Below are 23830 nucleotides of genomic sequence, written 5' to 3'. Positions count from 1 at the left end.
GAGAATACATGCGAACCCTTTGGCGAATCTTTGCCGGTTTCTTTAAATGGACGTGGCGACTGCTCAACTTCGTCCGCAACCTGGTGATGAATATCTTCTTCATCTTCCTGGTTCTGGTTTGCGCGGGCGTCTGGATGCACATCAGCAACGCGAATCAGTCGCAGCATTCGACTCGCGGGGCGCTGTTGCTCGACATCACTGGCGTCATTGTTGATAAGCCCTCTACCAGCAATCGTCTGGGCGTGATTGGCCGTCAGTTGTTTGGTGCAACGTCTGACCGTCTGCAGGAAAACTCCCTGTTTGATATCGTTGATACCATTCGCCAGGCCAAAGACGATCGTAACATTACGGGCATCGTGCTGGATCTGAAAGATTTCGCCGGAGCCGATCAACCATCAATGCAGTACATCGGTAAAGCGCTGCGCGAATTCCGCGACAGCGGCAAGCCGGTGATTGCGGTAGGCGATAGCTACAGCCAGGGGCAATATTATCTGGCCAGCTTTGCGAATAAAATCTGGCTCTCTCCACAGGGCACGGTTGACCTGCATGGTTTTGCGACCAACGGCCTGTACTACAAATCCCTGCTCGACAAGCTGAAAGTCACGACTCACGTTTTCCGCGTCGGCACGTATAAATCCGCCGTTGAACCGTTTATCCGTGATGATATGTCCCCTGCCGCCCGTGAAGCGGACAGCCGCTGGATTGGCGAGCTGTGGCAGAACTATCTGGGCACCGTTGCCGCGAACCGTCAGATCACGAAGGAGCAAGTGTTCCCTGGCGCTCAGGGCGTGCTGGAGGGGCTGCGCAAGGTTGATGGTGATACCGCGAAATATGCGCTCGATAACAAACTGGTCGATGCACTGGGAACCAGCGCGGAGATCGAGAAATCCCTGAGCAAGCAATTTGGCTGGGACAAAGAGGATAAAAACTACAGCGCCATCAGCATGTATGACTACGCAGCGAAGAAACCGGATGACAGCGGTGACAGCGTCGCGGTGGTCTTCGCCAATGGTGCGATTATGGACGGCCAGGAGACGCCGGGGAACGTCGGCGGCGATACTACGGCGTCGCAAATCCGCGATGCGCGTCTTGATCCGAAAGTGAAAGCGATTGTTCTGCGCGTGAACAGCCCTGGCGGTAGCGTCAGCGCCTCCGAAGTGATCCGCGCTGAACTGGCCGCGGCTCGCGCGGCGGGCAAGCCTGTAGTGGTGTCAATGGGTGGAATGGCGGCATCCGGCGGTTACTGGATCTCCACGCCAGCGAACTATATCGTCGCTAACCCAAGCACGCTGACCGGCTCGATTGGTATTTTCGGCGTGATCAACACCGTTGAAAACAGCCTCGATTATCTGGGCGTGCATACCGACGGCGTTGCCACCTCGCCGCTGGCGGATGTGTCGGTCACCAAATCGCTGCCGCCGGAAGTCTCGGAGATGATGCAGCTCAGCATTGAGAGCGGCTATAAGCGCTTTATTACTCTGGTCGCAGATTCCCGTAAAAAAACGCCTGAACAGATTGACCAGATTGCTCAGGGCCACGTCTGGACCGGGCAGGATGCGAAAAGTAATGGCCTGGTAGACAGCCTCGGTGACTTTGATGACGCCGTGAAGAAGGCGGCTGAACTGGCAAAACTCAAGCAGTGGCATGTGGATTATTACCAGGACGAACCGACGTTCTTTGATATGGTGATGGACAGCATGTCCGGCTCCGTCCGCGCCATGCTGCCGGAAGCGCTGCAGGCTTACCTGCCTGCGCCTGTGGCATCCGCCGCAAAAGCGATGAAAGCGGAGAGCGATAAACTGGCCGCGTTTAATGATCCACAAAGCCGTTATGCGTTTTGTCTGACCTGCGCAAACGTGCGTTAATACCCGTCCCCTCTTCGCCTGAAGAGGGGATTTTTCTTTGAAGCACAAGAACTCACTATCATGCAGAAGAAATCGATTTATGTAGCCTATACCGGCGGTACTATCGGTATGCAGCGCTCTGAAAACGGCTATATCCCTGTCTCCGGCCACCTGCAGCGCCAGCTTGCGCTGATGCCTGAATTCCACCGCCAAGAGATGCCGGACTTTACCATTCACGAGTATGATCCACTGATGGACTCCTCTGATATGACGCCGGAAGACTGGCAGCATATTGCGGATGATATTAAGGCTAATTACGACCAGTATGACGGTTTCGTGATCCTGCATGGCACTGACACCATGGCGTTCACCGCCTCGGCGCTCTCCTTTATGCTTGAGAACCTGAGCAAACCGGTTATCGTCACGGGCTCGCAAATCCCGCTGGCGGAACTGCGCTCTGATGGTCAGATTAACCTGCTTAACTCTCTGTATGTGGCGGCCAATTATCCGGTTAATGAAGTGTCGTTGTTCTTCAACAATCGACTGTATCGCGGCAACCGTACCACCAAAGCGCATGCCGATGGCTTTGACGCCTTTGCGTCGCCAAACCTTCAGCCGCTGCTGGAAGCGGGTATTCATATTCGTCGTCTGGGAACGCCGCCTGCGCCACACACCGCAGGCGAGCTGATAGTCCACCCGATCACCCCACAGCCAATTGGCGTGGTGACGATTTACCCAGGGATCTCTGCCGACGTAGTGCGTAACTTCCTGCGCCAGCCGGTGAAAGCGCTGATCCTGCGCTCTTACGGCGTGGGCAATGCGCCGCAAAACGGTGAATTCCTGAAAGAGCTGCAGGAAGCGAGCGACCGCGGAATTGTGGTGGTGAATCTGACGCAGTGTATGTCCGGCAAGGTCAATATGGGCGGCTATGCCACCGGGAATGCCCTGGCGCACGCGGGCGTAATCAGCGGATTCGATATGACCGTTGAGGCGACGCTGACTAAACTTCACTATTTACTGAGTCAGGATCTGGACGTTCAGTCCATTCGCAGCGCGATGATGCAAAATCTGCGCGGTGAACTGACCCCGGACGAATAAGGAGTTCTCATGAAGCAACGCGCTCTGTTACTGGTCGATTTACAGAATGATTTTTGCGCGGGCGGTGCGCTGGCCGTCGCAGAAGGTGACAGCACGGTAGACATTGCAAATACGCTGATTGACTGGTGCAAATCACGCGGTGAAGCGGTTGTCGCAAGCCAGGACTGGCACCCGGCGAATCACGGCAGTTTTGCCAGCCAGCACGGCGTTGAGCCCTACAGCCAGGGTGAACTCGACGGGCTGGCGCAAACGTTCTGGCCCGATCACTGCGTGCAGCAGACGGAAGGCGCAGCGCTGCATCCGCTGCTGAATCAGAAAGCCATCGACGCGGTGTTCCATAAAGGCGAAAACCCGGCTATCGATAGCTATAGCGCGTTTTTTGATAACGGGCATCGTCAGAAAACCGCGCTGGATGCGTGGTTACGTCACCATGAAATCACCGAGCTTATCGTGCTCGGACTGGCAACGGATTACTGCGTGAAGTTTACGGTGCTGGATGCGCTTCAGCTTGGCTACAGCGTTAGCGTGATCACCGACGGCTGCCGTGGGGTGAATATACAGCCGCAGGACAGCGCGCAGGCGTTTATGGATATGGCCTCCTTTGGCGCGACGCTGTACACGCTGGAAGACTGGCTGGAAACGCAGCCGCCACCCGGCATTTCTTCCTCAATCCCCATAAAGTGAACTCCCTCGCATCTCAGGCGAAGCGGCAATGCTATTCTTTTCAGGCTGTTTTTTCGCCACGCCTTTTCTGTGGCGTGGTTATTTTTATTAAGTCAAAGAGGAACATGTATGAAACGTTTGCCCTTGCTGGCAGCATTACCCTTGCTTTGCGCGTCAGTTGCTTCCGCCAGTACCCTGATGTCCGTGGGCTACTTTAACGGAGGTGGTGATGTCACCGCCGGACCGGGTGGCGATATCAATAAACTCGACGTTCGCCAGATCACCCATCTGAACTACTCGTTTGGTCTTGTTTATAACGATGAGAAAGACGAAACCAACGCCGCGCTGAAAGATCCGGCGAAACTGCACCAAATCTGGCTGTCGCCAAAAGTCGCTTCCGACCTTGCGTTAATTCCTGCCCTGCGCAAACAAAACCCGAACCTTAAAGTGCTGCTTTCCGTGGGTGGCTGGGGCGCGCGAGGTTTCTCTGGCGCGGCAGCAACTAAAGAGACACGCGCCGTGTTTATCCGTTCCGCGCAGGAGATTGTCGAAAAATACGGCCTCGATGGGATCGACCTCGACTGGGAGTATCCGGTCAACGGTGCGTGGGGGTTAGTAGCGAGCACGCCGGCCGATCGGGATAATTTCACCGCGCTGCTGAAAGAGATGCGCGATGCCTTCGGGCAGAAAAAGCTGGTCACCATTGCGGTAGGTGCGAATGCAGAGAGCCCGAAAAGCTGGGTGGATGTGAAAGCGATCGCCCCACTGCTCGATTATATCAACCTGATGACCTACGACATGGCGTACGGCACCCAGTATTTCAATTCCAACCTGTATGATTCCAGCGCCTGGCCGACGGTTGCCGCTGCCGATAAATACAGCGTCGATTTTGTGGTGAATAACTATCTGGCCGCCGGGCTGAAGCCACAGCAGATGAATCTCGGGATTGGTTTCTATGGCCGTGTGCCGAAACGTTCTGTTGAACCGGGTATTGACTGGACGAAACCGGATGCGCAAAAAAATCCTGTCACTCAGCCTTACTTTGGTCCGCAAGAAATTGAACTGTTTAAATCGCTTGGTTATGACCTGACCAAAGATACCTACGTGAAGTACAACGATATTGTGAAAAAGCTGCTGAACGATCCGCAGAAGCGTTTTACCGAACACTGGGACGACCAGGCAAAAGTACCGTGGCTGTCAGTGAACGCCGCCGACGGGAAAGCGCTGTTTGCCCTCTCCTACGAAAACCCGCGCTCTGTGGCTATTAAAGCGGACTACATCAAGGAGAAAGGCCTTGCCGGGGCGATGTTCTGGGAATATGGCGCAGATGACGAAAACCTGCTAGCGAAGCAACTGGCGGAGTCACTTGAGATCCCGCACAAGTAGTGAGGCAATCAAGCCCTCTCCCGTGGGAGGGGGCATCAACCCGCGCGGTTATTGCATTTTCATGGTCGCAATCGGCTTCGGCGTAATACCAAAATCTTCTTTCAGCTCGCGCTTGCTCTTCATCACCATCTGACCCTGGGTGTCGATCGTCATGTGCTGTGCGTCAGTATTGTTGCGCGCCTGCCATAACATCACCAGCTGCAGGCTGTTCTCTTTCTGCTCCGCCGTGAGCGCCACACCATCCGGCCATTTTCCCAGTTCAACGGCAGTAACCAGACGCTGATATATTTCCGGTGTCATACCCGTAATCATGTCATCAATATTCATGATCTCTCCCTTTCAAAGGAATAATTTGCTGAATCGTTTTTTCAGCCTTTGGTCTGGTCGCCGTTTTCATCATCGGTGAAGCTCATCGATGCTGAATTGACGCAGAAACGTTCGCCTGTTGGCTGTGGACCATCCGGGAAGACGTGACCGAGGTGTGCGTCACACTTTCCGCAGCGAATTTCGGTGCGCACCATACCGTGCGACGCGTCGGTCAGATAGCGGATCGCGTCATCGCTGACCGGCTCATAAAAGCTCGGCCAGCCACAGCCAGAGTCGTATTTTGTTTGCGAGCTAAACAGCGGCGCATCGCACACCAGGCAGTGGTAGACACCGTCCCGCTTGTTGTGCAGCAGACGCCCGGTAAAAGGTGGTTCAGTACCGTGATTCTGCGTCACGTAAAACTGCATTTCTGTGAGGTTTTTTTTCAAATCATCAGGGTTACGTTGGTTCGACATATGCTTACATCTCGCTGTAGAAACAGACATCTTTTAACCCAGATTCTAACAAAACATTAACACCTGCGCGTGCACTTTTGTTCTAAACTTATTTGTCGCGAAAAGGCGGACAGGCAATTGTGATCGGTTTCACATTTTTATCCTGCAAGGCCTTTAAAATTCCGGGCGCAGCCCCCATGTGGTTGCTAGCTCAAAGGGAAAGTGAGGCGAGTCAGTCGCACAAACGTTAGTCACAGGATTGATTTGTCGCAATGATTGACACGATTCCGCTTGACGCTGCGTAAGGTTTTTGTAATTTTACAGGCAACCTTTTATTCACTAACAAATAGCTGGTGGAATATATGACTATCAAAGTAGGTATCAACGGTTTTGGCCGTATCGGCCGTATTGTTTTCCGTGCTGCTCAGAAACGTTCTGACATCGAAATCGTTGGTATCAACGATCTCCTGGACGCTGAATACATGGCGTACATGCTGAAGTACGACTCAACTCACGGTCGTTTCGACGGCACCGTTGAAGTGAAAGACGGCCACCTGGTTGTTAACGGCAAAACCATCCGCGTTACTGCTGAGAAAGACCCAGCTAACCTGAAATGGAACGAAATCGGTGTTGACGTTGTTGCTGAAGCAACCGGTATCTTCCTGACCGACGAAACCGCGCGTAAACACATCACTGCGGGTGCGAAAAAAGTTGTTCTGACTGGTCCTTCCAAAGACAACACCCCAATGTTCGTTCGTGGTGCTAACTTCGAAACTTACGCTGGCCAGGACATCGTTTCTAACGCATCCTGCACCACCAACTGCCTGGCACCGCTGGCTAAAGTTATCAACGACAACTTCGGCATCATCGAAGGTCTGATGACAACTGTTCACGCGACCACTGCGACTCAGAAAACCGTTGACGGCCCGTCTCACAAAGACTGGCGTGGCGGCCGTGGCGCGGCTCAGAACATCATCCCATCCTCTACCGGTGCTGCTAAAGCAGTAGGTAAAGTGCTGCCAGAACTGAATGGCAAACTGACGGGTATGGCGTTCCGCGTTCCAACCCCTAACGTATCCGTTGTTGACCTGACCGTTCGTCTGGAAAAAGCTGCTTCTTATGAAGAAATTAAGAAAGCGATCAAAGCTGCTTCCGAAGGCCCAATGAAAGGCGTTCTGGGTTACACCGAAGACGACGTTGTATCTACCGATTTCAACGGCGAAGTGTGCACTTCCGTGTTCGATGCTAAAGCAGGTATCGCACTGAACGACAACTTCGTTAAACTGGTATCCTGGTACGACAACGAAACCGGTTACTCTAACAAAGTACTGGACCTGATCGCTCACATCTCTAAATAAGTTGAGATGAGAATCTGATCCAAAAAGGCGACTTCGGTCGCCTTTTTTATTGTTTCAAGACAGAGGATTGCTTAATGATTAATAAAATTTTTGCACTTCCGGTAGTCGAACAACTTACCCCTGTGCTCTCCCGCCGTCAGATTGACGGAGCCGACATTATCGTCGTTGACCACCCGCGCGTAAAAGCCTCCGTAGCGCTGAATGGCGCTCACCTGCTCTCCTGGAAACCAGAGGGTGAAGAAGAAGGGCTGTGGCTGAGCGAAGCGACCTCATTCAAAAAAGGGGCAGCAATCCGCGGCGGCGTACCGATCTGCTGGCCGTGGTTTGGCCCGGCTGCGCAGCAAGGTTTGCCTGCTCACGGTTTTGCGCGTAACCAGCAGTGGACGCTGAAAGCACACAACGAAGATGACAACGGCGCAGTGCTGACTTTTGAACTGCAGGCGAACGATGAAACCCGCGCGCTTTGGCCGCATGATTTCACCCTGTATGCCCGTTTCAAGCTGGGTAAAACCTGCGAAATCGAACTTGAAGCCCACGGCGAGTTTGAAACCACTTCCGCCCTGCATACCTACTTTAACGTCGGCGACATCAGTGCGGTAAAAGTGAGCGGCCTTGGCGATACCTTTATCGACAAAGTGGATAACGCGAAAGAAGGGAAACTGAGCGACGGCGTGCAGACGTTCCCGGATCGCACCGATCGCGTCTACCTGCATCCGGAAGCATGCAGCGTGATCCACGACAGCGCCCTGAACCGTGGTATTGAGGTGGTTCACCACCATCACAGTAACGTCGTGGGCTGGAACCCTGGCCCGGCGCTCTCTGTCAGCATGGCGGATGTACCGGACGACGGCTACAAGACGTTTGTCTGCGTGGAAACCGCATGTGTGACTGCGCCGCAGAAAGCGAGTGAAGAGAAACCGTCTCGTTTAGGGCAGACAATTAGCATTGTAAAACGCTAAGACACCGCTCGCCCTCTCCCCAGTGGGGAGAGGGGATAATCCGTACAGATTTAAACGACATCTAATGGCGTTTTGACTGCAGGGGCCGGAAAAGCCCTGTCCAACAAAAGCAGTTCTTCAGCAGTAAGCGTAATGTCTAATGCCCCCGCGTTTGCTTTTACGTGTTCAATGGATGCCGCTTTCGGAATGGCGATGACGCCTGGATGGCTAATCACCCACGCCAGCAGAATTTGCGCGGCGGTAGCATGATGGCTGCGCGCGATCTCATTGACGACCGGGTGGTTCATCAGCCCTGAACGTAAACGCCCGGCCTGTGCAAGTGGGCAGTAAGCCATTACCGGCATCGCCTGCTGCTGGCACCAGGGCAGGAGATCGTATTCGATGCCACGCGAAGCAAGATGGTAGAGCACCTGATTGGTCGCGCAGGCAGAACCGCCCTTCACACTCCAGAGCGCCTGCATGTCATCGTAATCCAGATTCGACACCCCCCAGCGCCCGATTTTGCCCTGCTGCTGAAGTTTTTCCATCAGTTCCACGGTTTCAGCCAGCGCGTAATTCCCGCGCCAGTGAAGCAGGTAAAGGTCGATATGATCGGTGCCGAGACGCCGCAGACTCGCTTCACACGCGGCCAGGCCTTTCTGACCACCTGCATTCCACGGGTACACTTTGGACACCAGAAAAACCTTATCACGCTGGCCCTTAATAGCCTCGCCGACCACCTCTTCCGCCCCGCCTTCGGCATACATTTCAGCGGTGTCAATCAACGTCAGCCCCAGGTCAATGCCCGCACGCAGTGCATCTGCCTCGGTTTTACGCAGGCCAGCCTTTTCGCCCATATACCAGGTGCCCTGTCCGATTGCGGGAAGCGGGCGGCTGCCGGAAAATGTTACGGTTTTTACGCTCATCTCACTCTCCTGTTTTGTTGCACCAGGTTAAAGCAAACGGGGCGCAAGCGCCCCGTTATCATGCACAGATTGCACTGTAATAATGCACAATCAGAACTTGTAGGTTACACCCACAGAGAAGATGCCGGACCAGGACTTATCGACCATCGGGCTATCTTTCACTTCATCGCTCAGACGGATATAACGGCCGGTGCCGTAAACGCTCCAGTCACCGAGGAAGTTATAGCTCGCGCTCAGTTCCAGGTACGGGTCCCAGCCATCATCAGCGCTGTAACTGTTCAGACCACTGTGGCGAGATTCTTTTTTGGATACGCCATAATAGTAGTCGTTATAGTTTTCGCTGCTGTACTGCACACCAATACCTGGCGTCAGCGTCAGCGCCCCGTTGGTGTAGCGATAAAGCCACGCCAGATCCCAGATAAAGCCGTCGTTGTTATCCAGAGTATCGCCCGCCAGTGCGGTACGCAGGAAGCCATACTCGGTGTTGTGGACGTAAGAGAGACCCGCCATCAGTGAGCCTCTGCGCTTGTCAAGCTGGCGAAGCGCATGGCTGTCGCTGTCGCCTGGCTTGAAGTGCGTCGGATCATAGTACGCCATGATCGAGAGCTTATCGGCCGTATCGTTCCACAGATAGTATCCGCCGCCCAGGCCACGGAACCAGAAGTTATCGCCTTCATAGGTGACAACGGGAACGGGATAAACATCGCGGTCATACTGCTTGTACGGGCTATTAATCACGCCAGCGCCCGCGCCAATAGTCCACTGACCTTCCGCTTGTGCGGTGCTAACGGCGGTAGCGGCAAGGATGCCTAATGCCAGAAGTTTGAGTTTGGTCACAATCCATTCTTTCCTGTAGTCAAATAATCAGCGGGTGAAGTGTAACCGCCATTCCCGAACATCCCAAAACTTTTTGCCTGCTAATGAGTTTGATTAACCCGCTATTTTTCACTTTTCAGATGACAGCCCGCTTTCATTTATGTGACTGCAGCATGAAAAACACACTTTCACCTTATAACAACAGTGGATTTTTTTGGATGAGTTATTGATATGTCATTGAAATTAGATTTTCCCGGCATGCAAGTTTTGCAAATGCCATCTACGCTTTAATTTAAGAAGAGATTTTGCAAAACACCCTGCGGTTCTTAGCGTCTGACCTGGCACACAGGTTGCTGCTCTGGCAGTGAGGTGCGAGAAATTCTCTTCCGGGAGCCTCCACTACTCATACGAACGGCTCTTTTCCTGTGCTAAAAAACGAAAGGACGGCATGCCATGAATATATTCGATCACTATCGCCAGCGCTATGAAGCTGCCAAGGACGAAGAGTTCACACTGCAGGAGTTTCTTACCATTTGTCGGCAAGATCGCAGTGCCTATGCCAATGCGGCAGAACGGCTATTGATGGCTATTGGTGAGCCAAACATGGTTGATACTGCCCTGGAACCACGGCTTTCCCGTCTCTTTTCGAATCGGGTGGTTGCCCGATATCCTGCGTTTGAAGAGTTCTATGGCATGGAAGATGCCATTGAGCAGATCGTCTCCTACCTGAAGCATGCCGCTCAGGGCCTGGAAGAGAAGAAACAGATCCTCTATTTGCTGGGACCTGTGGGTGGCGGTAAATCCTCTCTGGCGGAACGCCTGAAAGCCCTGATGCAGCGCGTGCCGATTTATGTGCTGAGCGCGAACGGTGAACGCAGCCCGGTAAATGACCATCCCCTGTGCCTGTTTAATCCGCAGGAAGATGCGCAGATTCTGGATAAAGAGTTTGGCATCCCGCATCGCTATCTCGGTACGATTATGTCGCCGTGGGCCGCGAAACGTCTTCATGAATTTGGTGGGGATATCACCAAATTCCGCGTGGTAAAAGTGTGGCCGTCCATCCTGGAACAGATCGCCATCGCCAAAACAGAACCGGGCGATGAGAACAACCAGGATATTTCGGCGCTGGTTGGTAAAGTCGATATCCGTAAACTGGAACATCACGCGCAAAACGACCCGGATGCGTATGGCTATTCCGGTGCCCTGTGCCGTGCGAACCAGGGGATTATGGAGTTCGTCGAGATGTTTAAAGCGCCAATTAAGGTGCTGCATCCGCTGTTGACCGCCACCCAGGAGGGGAACTACAACGGGACAGAAGGCATCTCTGCCCTGCCGTTTAATGGGATTATCCTGGCGCACTCCAACGAATCTGAGTGGGTGACGTTCCGTAACAATAAAAACAATGAGGCGTTTCTTGACCGTGTTTATATCGTCAAAGTGCCTTATTGCCTGCGGATCTCAGAAGAGATCAAAATTTACGAGAAACTGCTTAACCACAGTGAGCTTATGCATGCGCCCTGCGCGCCTGGCACACTGGAAACACTGTCACGTTTCTCTATCCTGTCGCGTCTGAAAGAGCCGGAAAACTCCAGCATCTACTCAAAAATGCGCGTCTATGATGGCGAAAGTCTGAAAGATACCGATCCAAAAGCGAAGTCATATCAGGAATATCGTGACTACGCCGGGGTCGACGAGGGGATGAATGGTCTTTCCACGCGCTTCGCGTTTAAGATCCTCTCCCGCGTCTTTAACTTCGACCACGCGGAAGTGGCGGCGAACCCGGTTCATCTGTTCTATGTCCTGGAACAGCAGATCGAGCGCGAACAGTTCCCACAAGAGCAGGCTGAACGTTATCTTGAGTTCCTGAAAGGCTACCTGATCCCGAAATATGCCGAGTTCATTGGCAAAGAGATCCAGACGGCCTATCTGGAATCCTATTCGGAATACGGGCAGAACATTTTCGACCGTTATGTCACCTATGCCGACTTCTGGATACAGGATCAGGAATATCGCGACCCGGATACCGGCCAGCTGTTTGACCGTGAATCCCTGAATGCGGAACTGGAAAAAATCGAGAAACCTGCCGGGATCAGTAACCCAAAAGACTTCCGTAATGAGATTGTGAACTTCGTCCTGCGCGCCAGAGCGCATAACAACGGACGTAATCCGAACTGGACCAGTTACGAAAAACTGCGCACGGTTATTGAGAAGAAAATGTTCTCAAATACCGAAGAGCTGCTGCCGGTCATTTCGTTTAACGCCAAAACCTCAACCGATGAGCAGAAAAAGCATGACGATTTTGTCGACCGTATGATGGAGAAAGGCTATACCCGCAAACAGGTTCGCCTGCTCTGCGAATGGTATCTGCGCGTGCGTAAATCGTCTTAAAACAAGTGCCCGGTGCGCGAATGCTTACCGGGCCTACAAAATGCAAGTTGGCAAATGCAGTACGGGGGGCATATGACCTGGTTTATTGACCGGCGTCTTAACGGCAAAAACAAGAGCACGGTAAATCGCCAGCGCTTCTTGCGTCGTTATAAAGCGCAAATTAAACAGTCGATCTCCGAGGCCATCAACAAACGCTCGGTAACCGACGTCGACAGCGGCGAATCTGTCTCCATTCCCACGGATGACATCAGCGAACCGATGTTTCATCAGGGGCGTGGCGGGCTTCGCCATCGCGTCCACCCAGGTAATGACCACTTTGTGCAGAATGACCGAATCGAGCGTCCGCAAGGCGGAGGCGGTGGTTCAGGAAGCGGTCAGGGACAGGCCAGTCAGGACGGCGAGGGCCAGGATGAGTTTGTCTTCCAGATTTCCAAAGACGAATATCTCGACCTGCTGTTTGAAGATCTGGCACTGCCGAATCTGAAAAAGAACCAGCACCGCCAGCTTAACGAATATAAAACCCATCGCGCCGGTTATACCGCTAACGGCGTGCCCGCCAATATCAGCGTTGTGCGTTCGTTGCAAAATTCACTGGCGCGCCGCACGGCAATGACGGCCGGCAAACGACGCGAGCTGCGTGAGCTGGAAACCAGCCTGAAAGTGGTGGAAAACACCGAACCGGCGCAACTGCTTGAAGAGGAGCGGCTGCGTAAAGAGATTGCAGAGCTGCGGGCGAAGATTGATCGGGTGCCGTTTATCGACACCTTCGACCTGCGTTATAAGAACTACGAAAAACGTCCTGAGCCTTCCAGCCAGGCCGTGATGTTCTGCCTGATGGACGTTTCGGGTTCGATGGACCAGGCCACTAAAGATATGGCGAAGCGTTTTTACATTCTGCTCTATCTGTTCCTGAGCAGAACGTATAAGAACGTGGAAGTGGTCTATATTCGTCACCATACTCAGGCCAAAGAGGTGGATGAACATGAGTTCTTCTACTCGCAGGAGACCGGTGGGACCATCGTGTCAAGCGCGCTGAAATTAATGGATGAGGTGGTGAAGGCGCGTTACGATCCGGCACAGTGGAACATTTACGCTGCGCAGGCATCGGACGGTGATAACTGGGCGGACGACTCGCCGCTATGTCATGAGATCCTGGCGAAGAAAATTTTGCCGGTGGTGCGTTATTACAGCTATATCGAAATCACGCGTCGTGCGCACCAGACGCTATGGCGCGAATATGAGCATCTGCAATCGATGTTTGATAACTTTGCGATGCAGCACATTCGCGACCAGGACGACATCTACCCGGTGTTCAGAGAGCTGTTCCACAAGCAATCGTCCACCAGCAATGCATGACTGAGCAGCCAGCGATCCCGCTGGCTGTTTTTTTAATTGCTGACGTTAATACAGTCGAGGTTTTTAGTAATGAGCATGGTGCAGTTTCGCCCGCCGTGTTTGCCTCTGTACAACGCTATATCGGCCCTTTCCAGCACTTCGCGCAGCGATTCCCCCTGATGAACCCGCGTTAAACCTGACGTAAAGGTAATGCGCAAAGTATGTTCGCCGGACACGGTCTCTGTCCCGGCAATGGTCCGCCGTAAACGTTCGGCTACCGCGCTGGCTTCGCGATCGTTTTTTGCCTGCAGAAGAATGATAAATTCCTCCCCGCCATAGCGATACACCGACTCCGAACGGCGGACGTTGTCCTCAAGGTGCAGCGCAAGCGAACGCAGTACCGCATCCCCCGTCAGATGGCCGTAATTGTCATTCACCTTTTTGAAATGGTCGATATCAAGCAGCAGCAGGTATAACCCGGCATCATTCTGCCCCATGTTCAGGGAGTCGAAGGATTCATCGAGAATTCTGCGCAAGGGTAAACCCGTCAGCGCATCGTAACTGGTTCTCAGCTGGAGCAAATGCACTTTAAAGCGCGACAACGATTCGGTAAATGCCAGCAACGCAGCTTCAAACGCATCATAAGATGGCGAAGCAACTTCCCGCCGGTCTATGGAGTCCATGATGTCACGACAGGCCTGATGAACGCGCTGGTGGCGGGCTGAAATATCGACCAAAAAATGACGGTCATCCCTCTCCTCCTGTAACTGAATATTCAGCCATTGCCCAAATTCACAGCGATGATGCGCGTCATCATGCGTGATTTCGGGTAATTCAACGTCCCGGTTAGTCACATACCGTAATACAGTGACCAGCCATTTAAAATGCGCATCCGTTGAATGATTTAAACCGTTCAGGGTTTCGTCAATATCTCTGAACTTCCTGTTCACAAGCACTCCTGTTATTGAATTTGTCACCAGCAATGATAATAACAAGGGGTATCTTTATATTTGTCAATAAGGCGTATATAACCTTGAGGGTGAATGCCCCGCAGTCGAAATGAAATGTGCTACTGTAAAAGCCCGATATCATCTGCTACAGGTAATACTCGCATGTCTGAAGAGGTAAAAGGCACCGCCACCCATCGGCAGTTAATTTCGCTATTGTCTGACCAGGGGGCGAAATACCGCGTTGTGGACCACGAACCGGTTGGGAAATGTGAAGCGGTGAGTAAAATTCGCGGTACAGCGCTGGGACAGGGCGCAAAAGCGCTGGTCTGTAAAGTGAAGGGAAACGGTGTAAAAAAACACGTTCTGGCGATCCTGGCCGCCGATCAGCAGGCCGATTTAAGCCAGCTTGCCAGTCATTTTGGCGGACTCAAAGCCTCTCTTGCCAGCCCGGCGGAGGTCGATTCCCTGACCGCCTGCGTGTTTGGCGCTATTCCGCCTTTTAGCTTCCATCCCGATCTCACGCTGGTCGCCGATCCGCTGCTGTTTGCACGTTTTGATGAAATCGCGTTTAACGCCGGTCTGCTGGAAAAATCCGTCATTATGGACACGCAGGATTACCTGCGTATTGCCCGCCCTGAGCTGGTGTCATTCCGGAAAAATTAAATCGCAAGGCTGGCAAATTTGTCAGCCGTTTTTTTCCAGGAACAGCACCGACGCGACCAGAATAATGGCAATGGTAAAAAACGATGAAGAGATAATCAGCGTTTCAAGAAACATTTGATCGTTCATCATGCATACCCTTTTGCTGTGTCTGGTGCTGTTTTATCTCTCGCAAATGACAACGACATGACAGAGATAAGATCCTTTTTTAACAGCTGCCAGCATCCGGTTTTACACGTAAAGTAAGCAGGCTGACTTTTTTCTGGCAAGGATGACTCATGTTTGATCCAACCCTCTTAATACTTATGGGACTCGCGGCGCTGGGCTTTATCAGCCATAACACCACCGTTGCCGTATCCATACTGGTCCTGATTATCGTGCGCGTGACACCGCTGAACACCTTTTTCCCCTGGATTGAAAAGCAGGGCCTGACGGTCGGGATTATCATTCTGACAATCGGCGTGATGGCCCCCATTGCCAGCGGCACATTACCTGCCTCAACGCTGCTGCACTCGTTCGTCAACTGGAAATCGCTGGTCGCTATCGCGGTAGGTATATTTGTCTCCTGGCTCGGCGGGCGAGGTGTCACATTAATGAGTTCCCAGCCGTCGCTGGTCGCCGGATTGCTGGTGGGAACCGTACTGGGCGTGGCCCTCTTCCGGGGTGTGCCGGTTGGCCCGCTGATTGCTGCTGGTCTGGTTTCACTCTTTATTGGGAAGTCGTAGACAAACTGGCGACATAGCGAGCAGGGGTTTGCCCTAACCCCTTTTTGAACATGGTGATAAACGCGGTGGTTGAATCATACCCCAGTGCTTGCGCTACCTGCTGGACTGACTTGCCACCAATCAATAGCTGCAGCGCCACAATCAGTTGCAGCTGATGTCGCCAGCGACGAAAATTTAACCCCGTCTCTTTTACCACCAGCCGTGCCAGGTTGCGCTCGCTCATGGCAAAGTGGCTCGCCCATTGCGCCAGCGTCTGCCAGGCGGCGGGTTCCTCAGCCATTTTCTCGCTCATCAGACGGATTCTGGGATGGGGAGAAACCGGCAACTGTAAATGTTCCTGGGGCTGAAGCGGCAGCTCATCAAACAGGACATCGACCAGACGCGATACCGCGGGCTGGTGCAACTGCTCAGGCGATTTTCCCGCCAGCGAGAGAATCAACTCCCGTACAAGCGGCGAGATTTTTAGCGTACAGCACCGATCCGGCAGAGCGACAGCACCGGGTTCAATAAACAAAAAGCAGAGTTGCGCGCTCGGCGTGGCCTTATTGCTGTGCGGTAGCTGGCCGGGTATCCACACCGCATACTGCGGGGGCACCATCAGCATGGCGTTTTCCACTTCGCAGGTAATCGCGCCCGCCAGAGCCAGAATCAGCTGGCCTTTTCGGTGCTGATGCAAGGGGATGTATTGCTCCTCTGCGACAACGCGAATACGAAACGCCACCGCTGCATCATGTTGACTATCGGGTTCATAGCCATCCAGTCCCAGACCGATCATTAATTTGTCCGATATTAGCGATAAACTGTCATTTTAGCCTGATTTCAACCGCCAGGAAAATCGGTATTGTGTGCGCTCGCTTGAACGTAAGAGATAACAATGACTACTGCTATTCGACCTTCAGGAAAACAAGGCGCGCTGCTGATTGCAGGCATCCTGATGATTGCCACAACGCTTCGCGTCACCTTTACCGGTGCCGCCCCACTCCTCGACACCATTCGCCATGACTATGGCTTAAGCACCGCGCAAACTGGCATGCTGACAACACTGCCGCTGCTGGCCTTTGCATTCATCTCCCCGCTTGCCGCAGGCGTTGCCCGCCGCATGGGTATAGAGCGAAGCCTTTTTGTCTCCCTGCTGCTGATTTGCGCCGGGATTGGCATTCGCTCTATGCCGTCCGCCGCGATGCTGTTTACCGGTACGGCGGTCATTGGCTGCGGTATCGCTCTGGGAAATGTACTGTTACCCGGTTTAATCAAACGAGACTTTCCGGGCCAGGTGGCTAAACTCACGGGAGCCTACTCCCTGACGATGGGAGCAGCGGCAGCATTAGGTTCAGCGCTCATTGTACCGCTGGCTCAGGGTGACGCAGGCTGGCACGGCGCGCTGCTCATGTTGATGGTCTTCCCGATAGTGGCACTGCTGCTCTGGCTGCCGCAATGGCGTCAAACGCCTGCCGCGACGGTGACGGGCGCGGGAACGTTGCACAACCGCGCAATCTGGCGCTCCGCCCTCGCCTGGCAGGTAACCCTCTTTCTGGGCATTAACTCGCTGATTTACTACATCATTATCGGCTGGCTACCGGCAATTTTGCTCAGCCAGGGCTACAGCGAAACGCAGGCAGGCTCCATGCATGGCCTTCTGCAGCTGTCTACCGCTGTACCCGGCCTGGCCGTTCCGTTGATCCTTCATCGGCTTAAAGATCAGCGCGGGATCGCCGGGCTCGTTGCCCTGATGTGTGCCGTCAGCACCGCCGGATTGTGGTTTGCCCCTGGCCTGGCCGTCATATGGTCGCTGGTGTTTGGCTTTGGCTCCGGAGCCACGATGATCCTCGGCCTGACATTCATCGGCCTGCGCGCCAGCTCTGCGCATCAGGCTGCGGCTCTGTCGGGAATGGCGCAATCAATTGGCTATCTGCTGGCCGCCTGCGGGCCGCCGTTAATGGGGAAAATACACGATACCGCAGGCGACTGGCGTATTCCGCTCATCGTCTGCGGGCTAGCCGCCGTGGTAATGGCCGTTTGCGGGATGCTTGCCGGGCGTGAACGGGAGATCACGCTCCATTAAAGACGATGGCTGACGTTAAAGTCTGCCCTTTTTTATTCGCGCGCCGCGCGTAGCATCGCCTGCACCAGCACAACCGGCCTGCCTTCCAGCGCCGCACGTTCATGCTGGAACAGGGTAATAACGAAGAACGGATGGGTAACCAGCTCCGCGGCACGAATCTCGCCCTGCTCGTCCCAGCCCGTCACTCGCATATCGCCACTTTCAAGCGCCTGCGCAAACGCCGGTGATACGCCGTAATTGCAGTGATATCCCTCTTCAATTTCGGGTTTGCCGTAAGCTCTGGCGATCAGCGTATTGTTACGCAACTCAATGACGTCGGTTTTTTCCACCAGCGAGCAGGCCAGTGGTGTAATAACCAGGGTGCCTTCAGTGTCGGTTTCAGCATGCCCTGCATCATGCCAGCCCAGCACATTGCGCGCGTACTCAATCAGCGCATGCTGGAATCCACCGCAGGTCCCCAGGAAAGGAATACCGTTTTCACGGGCATAGCGTGCGGCAATAAAGGCCGCCGCGGCGTTTTTATAGGGGCTTGCAGGAACCAGCCAGATGGCATCGTAACCCACCAGATCTTCGGGACTGGTTAGCTCGGTCGTGGCAAGCCAGTCATAATCAGCAGTGAGATCCAGTACAGCAGCGGCGTCGTCAATGGCCAGCGGGATCGCCTTGTGCGCAACTACATCGGGATTGTAATCACCCACCAGCGCAATGCGCAGCGTCGTTTTAACCGGGGAGAATTCCATGAAAGGTTCCTTATGCCAGAATATTATCAGACAACATAAGGAACCTCAGACTACCGATCTTCTGCAATTATCACAATACCTTAAATTGGGTGGGTAAAAACGAAGTGCTATAGTAACCAGGCTAAGGAGGGAAAATGATTCAATGCAAACGCGTATATGAACAGGCAAGTCCTGATGACGGATACCGTGTCCTGGTGGACAGGCTATGGCCGCGAGGGATGAAAAAAACCGATCTCATCTTCGATGAGTGGTGCAAAGTGCTGACGCCGTCCAGCGAACTGCGCAAAGCCTTGCATAGCGAGACGATCGATTTTACGACCTTCAGCAAGGCGTACCGGGACGAGCTGGCGCAGCAGCAGGAGGAAGGGAGACGTCTTGCGGAACGCGCTAAAAAGCAGACCGTAACGCTACTTTATGGCGCGAAAGACACGCAGCAGAACCACGCACGGGTACTCGCTGACTGGTTGCGCCATTTGTAATCAAGACAACATCATTTCGTCGAGCGTTTGTGACGCCTCGTCCGGTGAAATCGGCATCAAATGTTCCGGGCGAACAAAGGCAAAACCATGCTGATTATCAAACGCGTAAACGTCCCCTGTTACCAGCCACAGCGCACGATCTGCCGTGACGGGCAACTGAGTCATTACGCCATTCACCGGGTTAACAAAACGCAGGCCAGGCTGGCAAAGACCAAACAACTCTACAGATTTACCGATGTTACGACGGCCTGCCGTCGTGCGGGCACCAATGATCATTGCCAGGCTGCCCGGTTTTAACTGAAACATACTTCTCTCGCGGTAAGTAACGCCAGAAACTGGCTAAGAATAATCCTAAAGAGAAGTGTATCGCAGTCTCTGTATCGCTGTCACCTGGCAGGTTGTGGATGATCGCGGCGATAGAGATCCCATTCATCAATCACTTCACCACCGGGCAATTTGCACTCAGTACGAACACCCTGCGGGCTTTGAATGGGGATTTGCTCTCCCCCTTTCTCAAGGCAATAGACCGATGCAGGGTTTGCCATACCGAGCTGTGGGGGCGCTGGCGCATCGGGTGGTGTTTTCGTTGTTGTGCATGCAGCAAGCGGTAGTGCCAGCACGAGTAACAGATATCTCATTGCGTTGCTCCTTTAAAAATCCTGTAACCCTTAGGGTAACGGCTCATCAGTGCTTTCTCCATGTTTTCTCCATTAATCCTGCACTTTTCAACACTATAGTGTGCTTGTTCTCGATTTGACCAGAGAACATCATTCCGTAATCAAGATGTTTTTGCCCCGTCTCAACAACGGGGCTTTTTTTTGCTTCTCTGCCAGCCCCCTGCAGGCAGCGCTATATAGCGGGCAAAAAAGGAAAAATCAAAACACGCTTTCTCACGGCGGATTAACCCCGTACACTTTACGACATTACGTAAACCGAAACAGGTGATGGCATGAGAACAGGAATCCTCTTCCCGGTCGTTATTTTTATAACGGCACTGGTTTTTTTGGCATGGTTTTTTATTGGCGGTTACGCCGCGCCAGGGGCATAAATGAGAAAAACAACCCTCATTATGTTGATAGTGGCTATCGTGGCTGTTGCCGGTACACAGCTTGGCTGGTGGTAATACCCCAATGTAAAAAGGCTGCCTTCAGGCAGCCTTTTTCAATGCATATCAGGTTTAGCTTTTGATTTTTCTGTAGATAAACAGAACGACCAGGGCACCGATCACTGCGACAGCAAAGCTGCCAAAGTTGAAGCCATCGACTTTGCCAAATCCGAACAAGGTACTGATCCAACCGCCGACAACGGCACCGACAATCCCCAGAATGATGGTTACGATAAATCCGCCACCGTCTTTACCTGGCATAATCCACTTCGCCAGAATCCCCGCAATCAGCCCAAAGATAATCCAGGATAAAATTCCCATAGCTTTCCTCTCCGTATGGTTTTTGTCATTAAATCAACGACACAGAAAAGGATAGCACAGGATCACAGAAAGGAAATTCGTGATGAAGATCACGTCACTGACTTGCTCACTTTTAAACCAAAAAAAATCACGTTCCACAATAAATGTAGGGTTGCATCTTTTGTTGAGAAAGATTATCTTTCTCAATACTGAATAGTTGAGCAAAACACTCAGGTATTCAGTACGACATTGCTCACATTGCTTCCAGTATTTCTTGCCCACTTTTTAGTGGGCTTTTTTTTGGAGGTTACTCCCCCATTATGGTCAGGGTTGTACCTTCAACAGCCTGTGGTAAGATCCGTGAGGTTCAAGGAGCAGACAGGAACCAGGAAATGAAAAAGAATGTTGCTGTTGCAGTTATTTCATCCTTCCTTGTTATCCTTTCTCTTTATGCGGTTAATGCCATCATTATTGAGCAACAAAAGAATAAGCAGCTTGAGATATCCACCACACTTTTGCATTATTCTGAAAACTTATCGCTCAGTTTGGCGACAGCCCTCAAAGAGATGACTGCTCAGGGATGTGGTAACACCAGCCTGAATCACTACAGAACGTTAAAGCGCGACAATCTCTATTTTGATGACATCGGCTTCATTGAAAACGGGAAAATAGTCTGTACAGCCTTTTGGGGCAAACTGGCAACACCCGTCGCCCTTCCCTCTGAATTACATAAAACGCCACAGGGATTTATTTTAGCGCAGTTCCCCCCATACGGTTTTTTCACCGGCAATGCGGCCATATATAATAATGTCATAATCTTCACGTCCCGCTATGCATATGACAAATTTACACCGGTCACGGAAAACTACTCACTCAGTTCAACGACGAAAGATCATGGCAGAACGTTTTTTTCTGTTTCCCCTGCTCCGGATAAACATAACTGGCGGCATTCAACCTTATTTACGTTAACTATCACGCAGTGCAGCTCAAGATGGGATCTATGCGTTATAGTGAAACACTATGGCGCGGGTCTCGCATCCTTATCCTCTGTGGTCTTTATTGTGCTGTCAGCCATTCTGGCTCTCATCGGAACAGCGCTCGCGCTTTTTTCCATCAGACTCTACGAAGACCGTTTTTCGCTGGAGCGAACGTTGGTCAGGGCGGTCAAAAGCAATACGATCGGCATAAATTATCAGCCCGTTATTCGCATTGCTGATAAAAAAATTGTCGGTGTTGAAGTCCTGTCGAGATGGCGTGACGCGAACCATATGAATGTCTCACCTGAACTTTTCATCCCTCTCATTAAGAAAATTGGGCTCTATAAAACATATTACGTTAACGTCATTAAAAAATCCCTTGCTGAAATAGCCCCGCTGACAATTAAGCATCAATTGATGGTGTCGTTAAATGTTGGCAGAACAGAGATTGAGGACGGGCAATTTATCAATCTTTTACGCCGGGAATGTTTACTGAACAATATTCCTCTGTCACTGATAAAAATTGAATTATCTGAAAACGCTGTCGCCAGCGCAGGTATCCTCGAAGAGTTTTGTCAGGAGTTAACGCTCATTGGCGTTAAGGTGTCGATAGATGATTTTGGTGTACAAAATTCAAACCTGGCGAGGCTAACCAACCTCGAATACGATGAAATTAAAATAGACAAATCTCTGGTTGATGGCATCAGCGAGCACTATAAACAGGATATCTTTGTCATCTTTTGTGATGCCCTGGCGAAGATGAACAAAACGCTTGTTTTTGAGGGTGTCGAGAATGAAACGCAGTATAACTTTATCGCCGAAAGATATCCTGACGCCCTGATTCAGGGTTGGTATTTCTCAAAATCACTGAGCCGCAGCGACCTCGCTAAAATGCTTGCGGGTTTAGTGCATTGACTCCCGTTAGTATCATCACGTTTCCCCGGTTCATCTCATAAAAAACGGGAGCCTTCAGGCTCCCGTTGTCACTTAACCCGTAATCCGGATTACATGTTCGCGATAATCGCGTCGCCAAACTCTGAGCATTTCAGCAGCTTAGCGCCTTCCATCAGACGTTCAAAGTCATAGGTCACGGTCTTGTTGTTGATCGCGCCTTCCATCCCTTTCACGATCAGGTCTGCGGCTTCGAACCATTCCATATGACGGAGCATCATCTCTGCGGAGAGGATGATAGAGCCAGGGTTCACTTTGTCCTGACCTGCGTATTTCGGTGCAGTACCGTGGGTCGCTTCGAACAGCGCGCACTCATCACCGATGTTCGCGCCAGGGGCGATACCAATACCACCAACCTGTGCTGCCAGGGCATCAGAAATGTAGTCACCGTTCAGGTTCATACAGGCAATGACGTCGTATTCAGCAGGACGCAGCAGGATCTGCTGCAGGAACGCATCGGCGATCACATCTTTAATGATGATCTCTTTACCGGTGTTCGGGTTCTTAATCTTCTGCCATGGGCCACCGTCGATCAGCTCACCACCGAACTCTTCCGCCGCCAGCTGGTAGCCCCAGTCTTTGAACGCGCCTTCGGTGAACTTCATGATGTTGCCTTTGTGAACCAGGGTCACAGAGTCACGGTCGTTGGTGATCGCGTATTCGATGGCCGCACGCACCAGACGCTTGGTCCCTTCTTCGGAGCATGGCTTAATGCCGATACCGCAATGTTCCGGGAAGCGAATTTTCTTCACGCCCATCTCTTCGCGCAGGAATTTAATCACTTTTTCTGCGTCAGCAGAGTCCGCTTTCCATTCGATACCTGCATAGATGTCTTCTGAGTTTTCGCGGAAGATAACCATGTCAGTCAGTTCAGGGTGCTTAACCGGGCTTGGGGTGCCCTGGTAGTAACGAACCGGACGCAGACACACGTACAGGTCCAGCTCCTGACGCAGTGCCACGTTCAGGGAACGAATACCGCCGCCAACTGGCGTCGTCAGTGGGCCTTTAATAGCAACGCGGTAGTCGCGGATCAGGTCCAGCGTTTCAGCTGGCAGCCAGACGTCCTGGCCATAAACTTGCGTAGATTTTTCACCGGTGTAAATTTCCATCCAGGAAATTTTACGCTCGCCTTTGTAGGCTTTCTCAACAGCGGCATCAACCACTTTCAGCATTGCCGGGGTAACGTCTACACCGATACCGTCGCCTTCGATGAACGGAATAATCGGGTTGTGAGGAACGTTAATCTTGCCGTTTTGCAGGGTGATCTTTTTACCTTCCGCCGGAACAACTACTTTGCTTTCCATTAACCTCTCCTTCGAGCGCTTCTGGTTGTTACTGATCTTATGTTAATAAATTGTAATGAGCCTC

Annotated in this window: 27 protein-coding genes; 15 read left to right on the top strand and 12 right to left on the bottom strand. The window is 52.3% G+C overall.

Annotation, left to right across the window (positions count from 1 at the left end; translation table 11 throughout):
- The first annotated feature begins 8 nt into the window (after nucleotides 1–8).
- The 4 genes from sppA to chiD all read left to right on the top strand — a co-directional run bounded on the left by sppA (nucleotide 9) and on the right by chiD (nucleotide 4991).
- On the top strand, nucleotides 9–1865 hold the full coding sequence (gene sppA / locus EoCCA6_RS20800; protein ID WP_152084267.1) for a signal peptide peptidase SppA: 1857 nt from the start codon (nucleotides 9–11) through the stop codon (nucleotides 1863–1865).
- A 60-nt stretch (nucleotides 1866–1925) separates the two neighbouring features.
- Nucleotides 1926–2942, top strand: coding sequence for an asparaginase (gene ansA, locus EoCCA6_RS20795; RefSeq protein ID WP_152084266.1), 1017 nt, complete (start codon nucleotides 1926–1928; stop codon nucleotides 2940–2942).
- Nucleotides 2943–2951: 9 nt separating this feature from the next.
- Nucleotides 2952–3626 carry a bifunctional nicotinamidase/pyrazinamidase gene (gene pncA, locus EoCCA6_RS20790; RefSeq protein ID WP_152084265.1) on the top strand — a complete coding sequence of 225 codons (675 nt, stop codon included), beginning with the start codon at nucleotides 2952–2954 and terminating at the stop codon, nucleotides 3624–3626.
- Between the two features lie 108 nt (nucleotides 3627–3734).
- Entirely contained in the window at nucleotides 3735–4991 is a 1257-nt protein-coding gene (chiD, locus tag EoCCA6_RS20785) for a chitinase ChiD (protein WP_152084264.1), read from the top strand.
- 48 nt (nucleotides 4992–5039) lie between these two features.
- On the opposite strand, the gene EoCCA6_RS20780 is transcribed toward chiD, so the two are convergent.
- Together EoCCA6_RS20780 and msrB are read right to left on the bottom strand one after the other, a co-directional pair.
- The gene (locus tag EoCCA6_RS20780) at nucleotides 5040–5318 is read right to left on the bottom strand and encodes a YeaC family protein (RefSeq protein WP_152084263.1); all 279 of its coding nucleotides are present in this window, start codon (nucleotides 5316–5318) and stop codon (nucleotides 5040–5042) included.
- A 41-nt stretch (nucleotides 5319–5359) separates the two neighbouring features.
- Nucleotides 5360–5773 (bottom strand): peptide-methionine (R)-S-oxide reductase MsrB, encoded by a 414-nt coding sequence (gene msrB / locus EoCCA6_RS20775; protein WP_152084262.1) that lies wholly within the window; start codon nucleotides 5771–5773, stop codon nucleotides 5360–5362.
- A gap of 341 nt (nucleotides 5774–6114) precedes the next feature.
- Here msrB and gapA point away from each other — a divergent pair, with 341 nt between their 5' ends.
- Both gapA and EoCCA6_RS20765 read left to right on the top strand, forming a co-directional pair.
- On the top strand, nucleotides 6115–7110 hold the full coding sequence (gapA, locus tag EoCCA6_RS20770; RefSeq protein ID WP_006809136.1) for a glyceraldehyde-3-phosphate dehydrogenase: 996 nt from the start codon (nucleotides 6115–6117) through the stop codon (nucleotides 7108–7110).
- A gap of 74 nt (nucleotides 7111–7184) precedes the next feature.
- Complete coding sequence (locus EoCCA6_RS20765; RefSeq protein WP_152084261.1) at nucleotides 7185–8069, top strand: D-hexose-6-phosphate mutarotase; 885 nt, start codon at nucleotides 7185–7187, stop codon at nucleotides 8067–8069.
- Nucleotides 8070–8119: 50 nt separating this feature from the next.
- Here EoCCA6_RS20765 and EoCCA6_RS20760 read toward each other — a convergent pair whose 3' ends face one another.
- Both EoCCA6_RS20760 and EoCCA6_RS20755 read right to left on the bottom strand, forming a co-directional pair.
- Nucleotides 8120–8974: an aldo/keto reductase gene (locus EoCCA6_RS20760; protein WP_152084260.1), complete on the bottom strand. Its 855-nt coding sequence runs from the start codon at nucleotides 8972–8974 to the stop codon at nucleotides 8120–8122.
- Between the two features lie 90 nt (nucleotides 8975–9064).
- Nucleotides 9065–9811, bottom strand: coding sequence for a MipA/OmpV family protein (locus EoCCA6_RS20755; RefSeq protein WP_152084259.1), 747 nt, complete (start codon nucleotides 9809–9811; stop codon nucleotides 9065–9067).
- A 432-nt stretch (nucleotides 9812–10243) separates the two neighbouring features.
- On the opposite strand from EoCCA6_RS20755, the gene yeaG reads away from it, so the two are divergent.
- Together yeaG and EoCCA6_RS20745 are read left to right on the top strand one after the other, a co-directional pair.
- Nucleotides 10244–12178 (top strand): protein kinase YeaG, encoded by a 1935-nt coding sequence (yeaG, locus tag EoCCA6_RS20750; RefSeq protein ID WP_063449019.1) that lies wholly within the window; start codon nucleotides 10244–10246, stop codon nucleotides 12176–12178.
- Nucleotides 12179–12250: 72 nt separating this feature from the next.
- On the top strand, nucleotides 12251–13534 hold the full coding sequence (locus EoCCA6_RS20745; protein WP_152084258.1) for a YeaH/YhbH family protein: 1284 nt from the start codon (nucleotides 12251–12253) through the stop codon (nucleotides 13532–13534).
- 32 nt (nucleotides 13535–13566) lie between these two features.
- Here EoCCA6_RS20745 and EoCCA6_RS20740 read toward each other — a convergent pair whose 3' ends face one another.
- Nucleotides 13567–14463, bottom strand: coding sequence for a diguanylate cyclase (locus EoCCA6_RS20740; protein WP_152084257.1), 897 nt, complete (start codon nucleotides 14461–14463; stop codon nucleotides 13567–13569).
- Nucleotides 14464–14625: 162 nt separating this feature from the next.
- Here EoCCA6_RS20740 and EoCCA6_RS20735 point away from each other — a divergent pair, with 162 nt between their 5' ends.
- On the top strand, nucleotides 14626–15126 hold the full coding sequence (locus tag EoCCA6_RS20735; RefSeq protein ID WP_152084256.1) for a YbaK/prolyl-tRNA synthetase associated domain-containing protein: 501 nt from the start codon (nucleotides 14626–14628) through the stop codon (nucleotides 15124–15126).
- Between the two features lie 21 nt (nucleotides 15127–15147).
- Here the strand turns inward: EoCCA6_RS20735 and yoaI are convergent, their stop codons facing one another.
- Complete coding sequence (yoaI, locus tag EoCCA6_RS21695; RefSeq protein ID WP_225903495.1) at nucleotides 15148–15252, bottom strand: small membrane protein YoaI; 105 nt, start codon at nucleotides 15250–15252, stop codon at nucleotides 15148–15150.
- A 149-nt stretch (nucleotides 15253–15401) separates the two neighbouring features.
- Between yoaI and EoCCA6_RS20730 the strand changes: the two genes are divergently transcribed.
- Nucleotides 15402–15848, top strand: coding sequence for a DUF441 domain-containing protein (locus EoCCA6_RS20730; RefSeq protein WP_014069842.1), 447 nt, complete (start codon nucleotides 15402–15404; stop codon nucleotides 15846–15848).
- Here the strand turns inward: EoCCA6_RS20730 and EoCCA6_RS20725 are convergent.
- On the bottom strand, nucleotides 15832–16623 hold the full coding sequence (locus EoCCA6_RS20725) for an AraC family transcriptional regulator (RefSeq protein WP_152084255.1): 792 nt from the start codon (nucleotides 16621–16623) through the stop codon (nucleotides 15832–15834). The genes EoCCA6_RS20730 and EoCCA6_RS20725 overlap by 17 nt on opposite strands.
- 99 nt (nucleotides 16624–16722) lie before the next feature.
- On the opposite strand from EoCCA6_RS20725, the gene EoCCA6_RS20720 reads away from it, so the two are divergent.
- Complete coding sequence (locus tag EoCCA6_RS20720; protein ID WP_152084254.1) at nucleotides 16723–17910, top strand: CynX/NimT family MFS transporter; 1188 nt, start codon at nucleotides 16723–16725, stop codon at nucleotides 17908–17910.
- A gap of 32 nt (nucleotides 17911–17942) precedes the next feature.
- Here EoCCA6_RS20720 and EoCCA6_RS20715 read toward each other — a convergent pair whose 3' ends face one another.
- The gene (locus EoCCA6_RS20715; RefSeq protein ID WP_152084253.1) at nucleotides 17943–18650 is read right to left on the bottom strand and encodes a CTP synthase C-terminal region-related (seleno)protein; all 708 of its coding nucleotides are present in this window, start codon (nucleotides 18648–18650) and stop codon (nucleotides 17943–17945) included.
- 134 nt (nucleotides 18651–18784) lie between these two features.
- On the opposite strand from EoCCA6_RS20715, the gene EoCCA6_RS20710 reads away from it, so the two are divergent.
- A complete protein-coding gene (locus tag EoCCA6_RS20710; RefSeq protein ID WP_152084252.1) occupies nucleotides 18785–19129 on the top strand; it encodes a DUF488 domain-containing protein in 345 nt (114 codons plus the stop codon).
- On the opposite strand, the gene EoCCA6_RS20705 is transcribed toward EoCCA6_RS20710, so the two are convergent.
- Together EoCCA6_RS20705 and EoCCA6_RS20700 are read right to left on the bottom strand one after the other, a co-directional pair.
- Nucleotides 19130–19435 (bottom strand): hypothetical protein, encoded by a 306-nt coding sequence (locus EoCCA6_RS20705; RefSeq protein ID WP_152084251.1) that lies wholly within the window; start codon nucleotides 19433–19435, stop codon nucleotides 19130–19132.
- 80 nt (nucleotides 19436–19515) lie between these two features.
- Nucleotides 19516–19767 carry a putative hemolysin gene (locus EoCCA6_RS20700; RefSeq protein ID WP_152084250.1) on the bottom strand — a complete coding sequence of 84 codons (252 nt, stop codon included), beginning with the start codon at nucleotides 19765–19767 and terminating at the stop codon, nucleotides 19516–19518.
- Nucleotides 19768–20078: 311 nt separating this feature from the next.
- Between EoCCA6_RS20700 and EoCCA6_RS20695 the strand changes: the two genes are divergently transcribed.
- Together EoCCA6_RS20695 and yoaJ are read left to right on the top strand one after the other, a co-directional pair.
- Nucleotides 20079–20177, top strand: coding sequence for a YoaK family small membrane protein (locus EoCCA6_RS20695; RefSeq protein ID WP_152084249.1), 99 nt, complete (start codon nucleotides 20079–20081; stop codon nucleotides 20175–20177).
- Nucleotides 20178–20252, top strand: coding sequence for a protein YoaJ (yoaJ, locus tag EoCCA6_RS21795; protein ID WP_071785224.1), 75 nt, complete (start codon nucleotides 20178–20180; stop codon nucleotides 20250–20252).
- 54 nt (nucleotides 20253–20306) lie between these two features.
- Here yoaJ and EoCCA6_RS20685 read toward each other — a convergent pair whose 3' ends face one another.
- Complete coding sequence (locus EoCCA6_RS20685) at nucleotides 20307–20555, bottom strand: GlsB/YeaQ/YmgE family stress response membrane protein (protein WP_028012758.1); 249 nt, start codon at nucleotides 20553–20555, stop codon at nucleotides 20307–20309.
- Between the two features lie 371 nt (nucleotides 20556–20926).
- Between EoCCA6_RS20685 and EoCCA6_RS20680 the strand changes: the two genes are divergently transcribed.
- Nucleotides 20927–22426: an EAL domain-containing protein gene (locus EoCCA6_RS20680; protein ID WP_152084248.1), complete on the top strand. Its 1500-nt coding sequence runs from the start codon at nucleotides 20927–20929 to the stop codon at nucleotides 22424–22426.
- Nucleotides 22427–22515: 89 nt separating this feature from the next.
- Here the strand turns inward: EoCCA6_RS20680 and icd are convergent, their stop codons facing one another.
- The gene (gene icd / locus EoCCA6_RS20675; RefSeq protein ID WP_152084247.1) at nucleotides 22516–23766 is read right to left on the bottom strand and encodes an NADP-dependent isocitrate dehydrogenase; all 1251 of its coding nucleotides are present in this window, start codon (nucleotides 23764–23766) and stop codon (nucleotides 22516–22518) included.
- Between the last annotated feature and the right edge of the window lie 64 nt (nucleotides 23767–23830).

Origin of the sequence: Enterobacter oligotrophicus (assembly GCF_009176645.1) — a bacterium.
In the GTDB taxonomy this organism is placed as follows: domain Bacteria; phylum Pseudomonadota; class Gammaproteobacteria; order Enterobacterales; family Enterobacteriaceae; genus Enterobacter; species Enterobacter oligotrophicus.
This window is presented reverse-complemented; position numbering and strand designations above follow the sequence as displayed.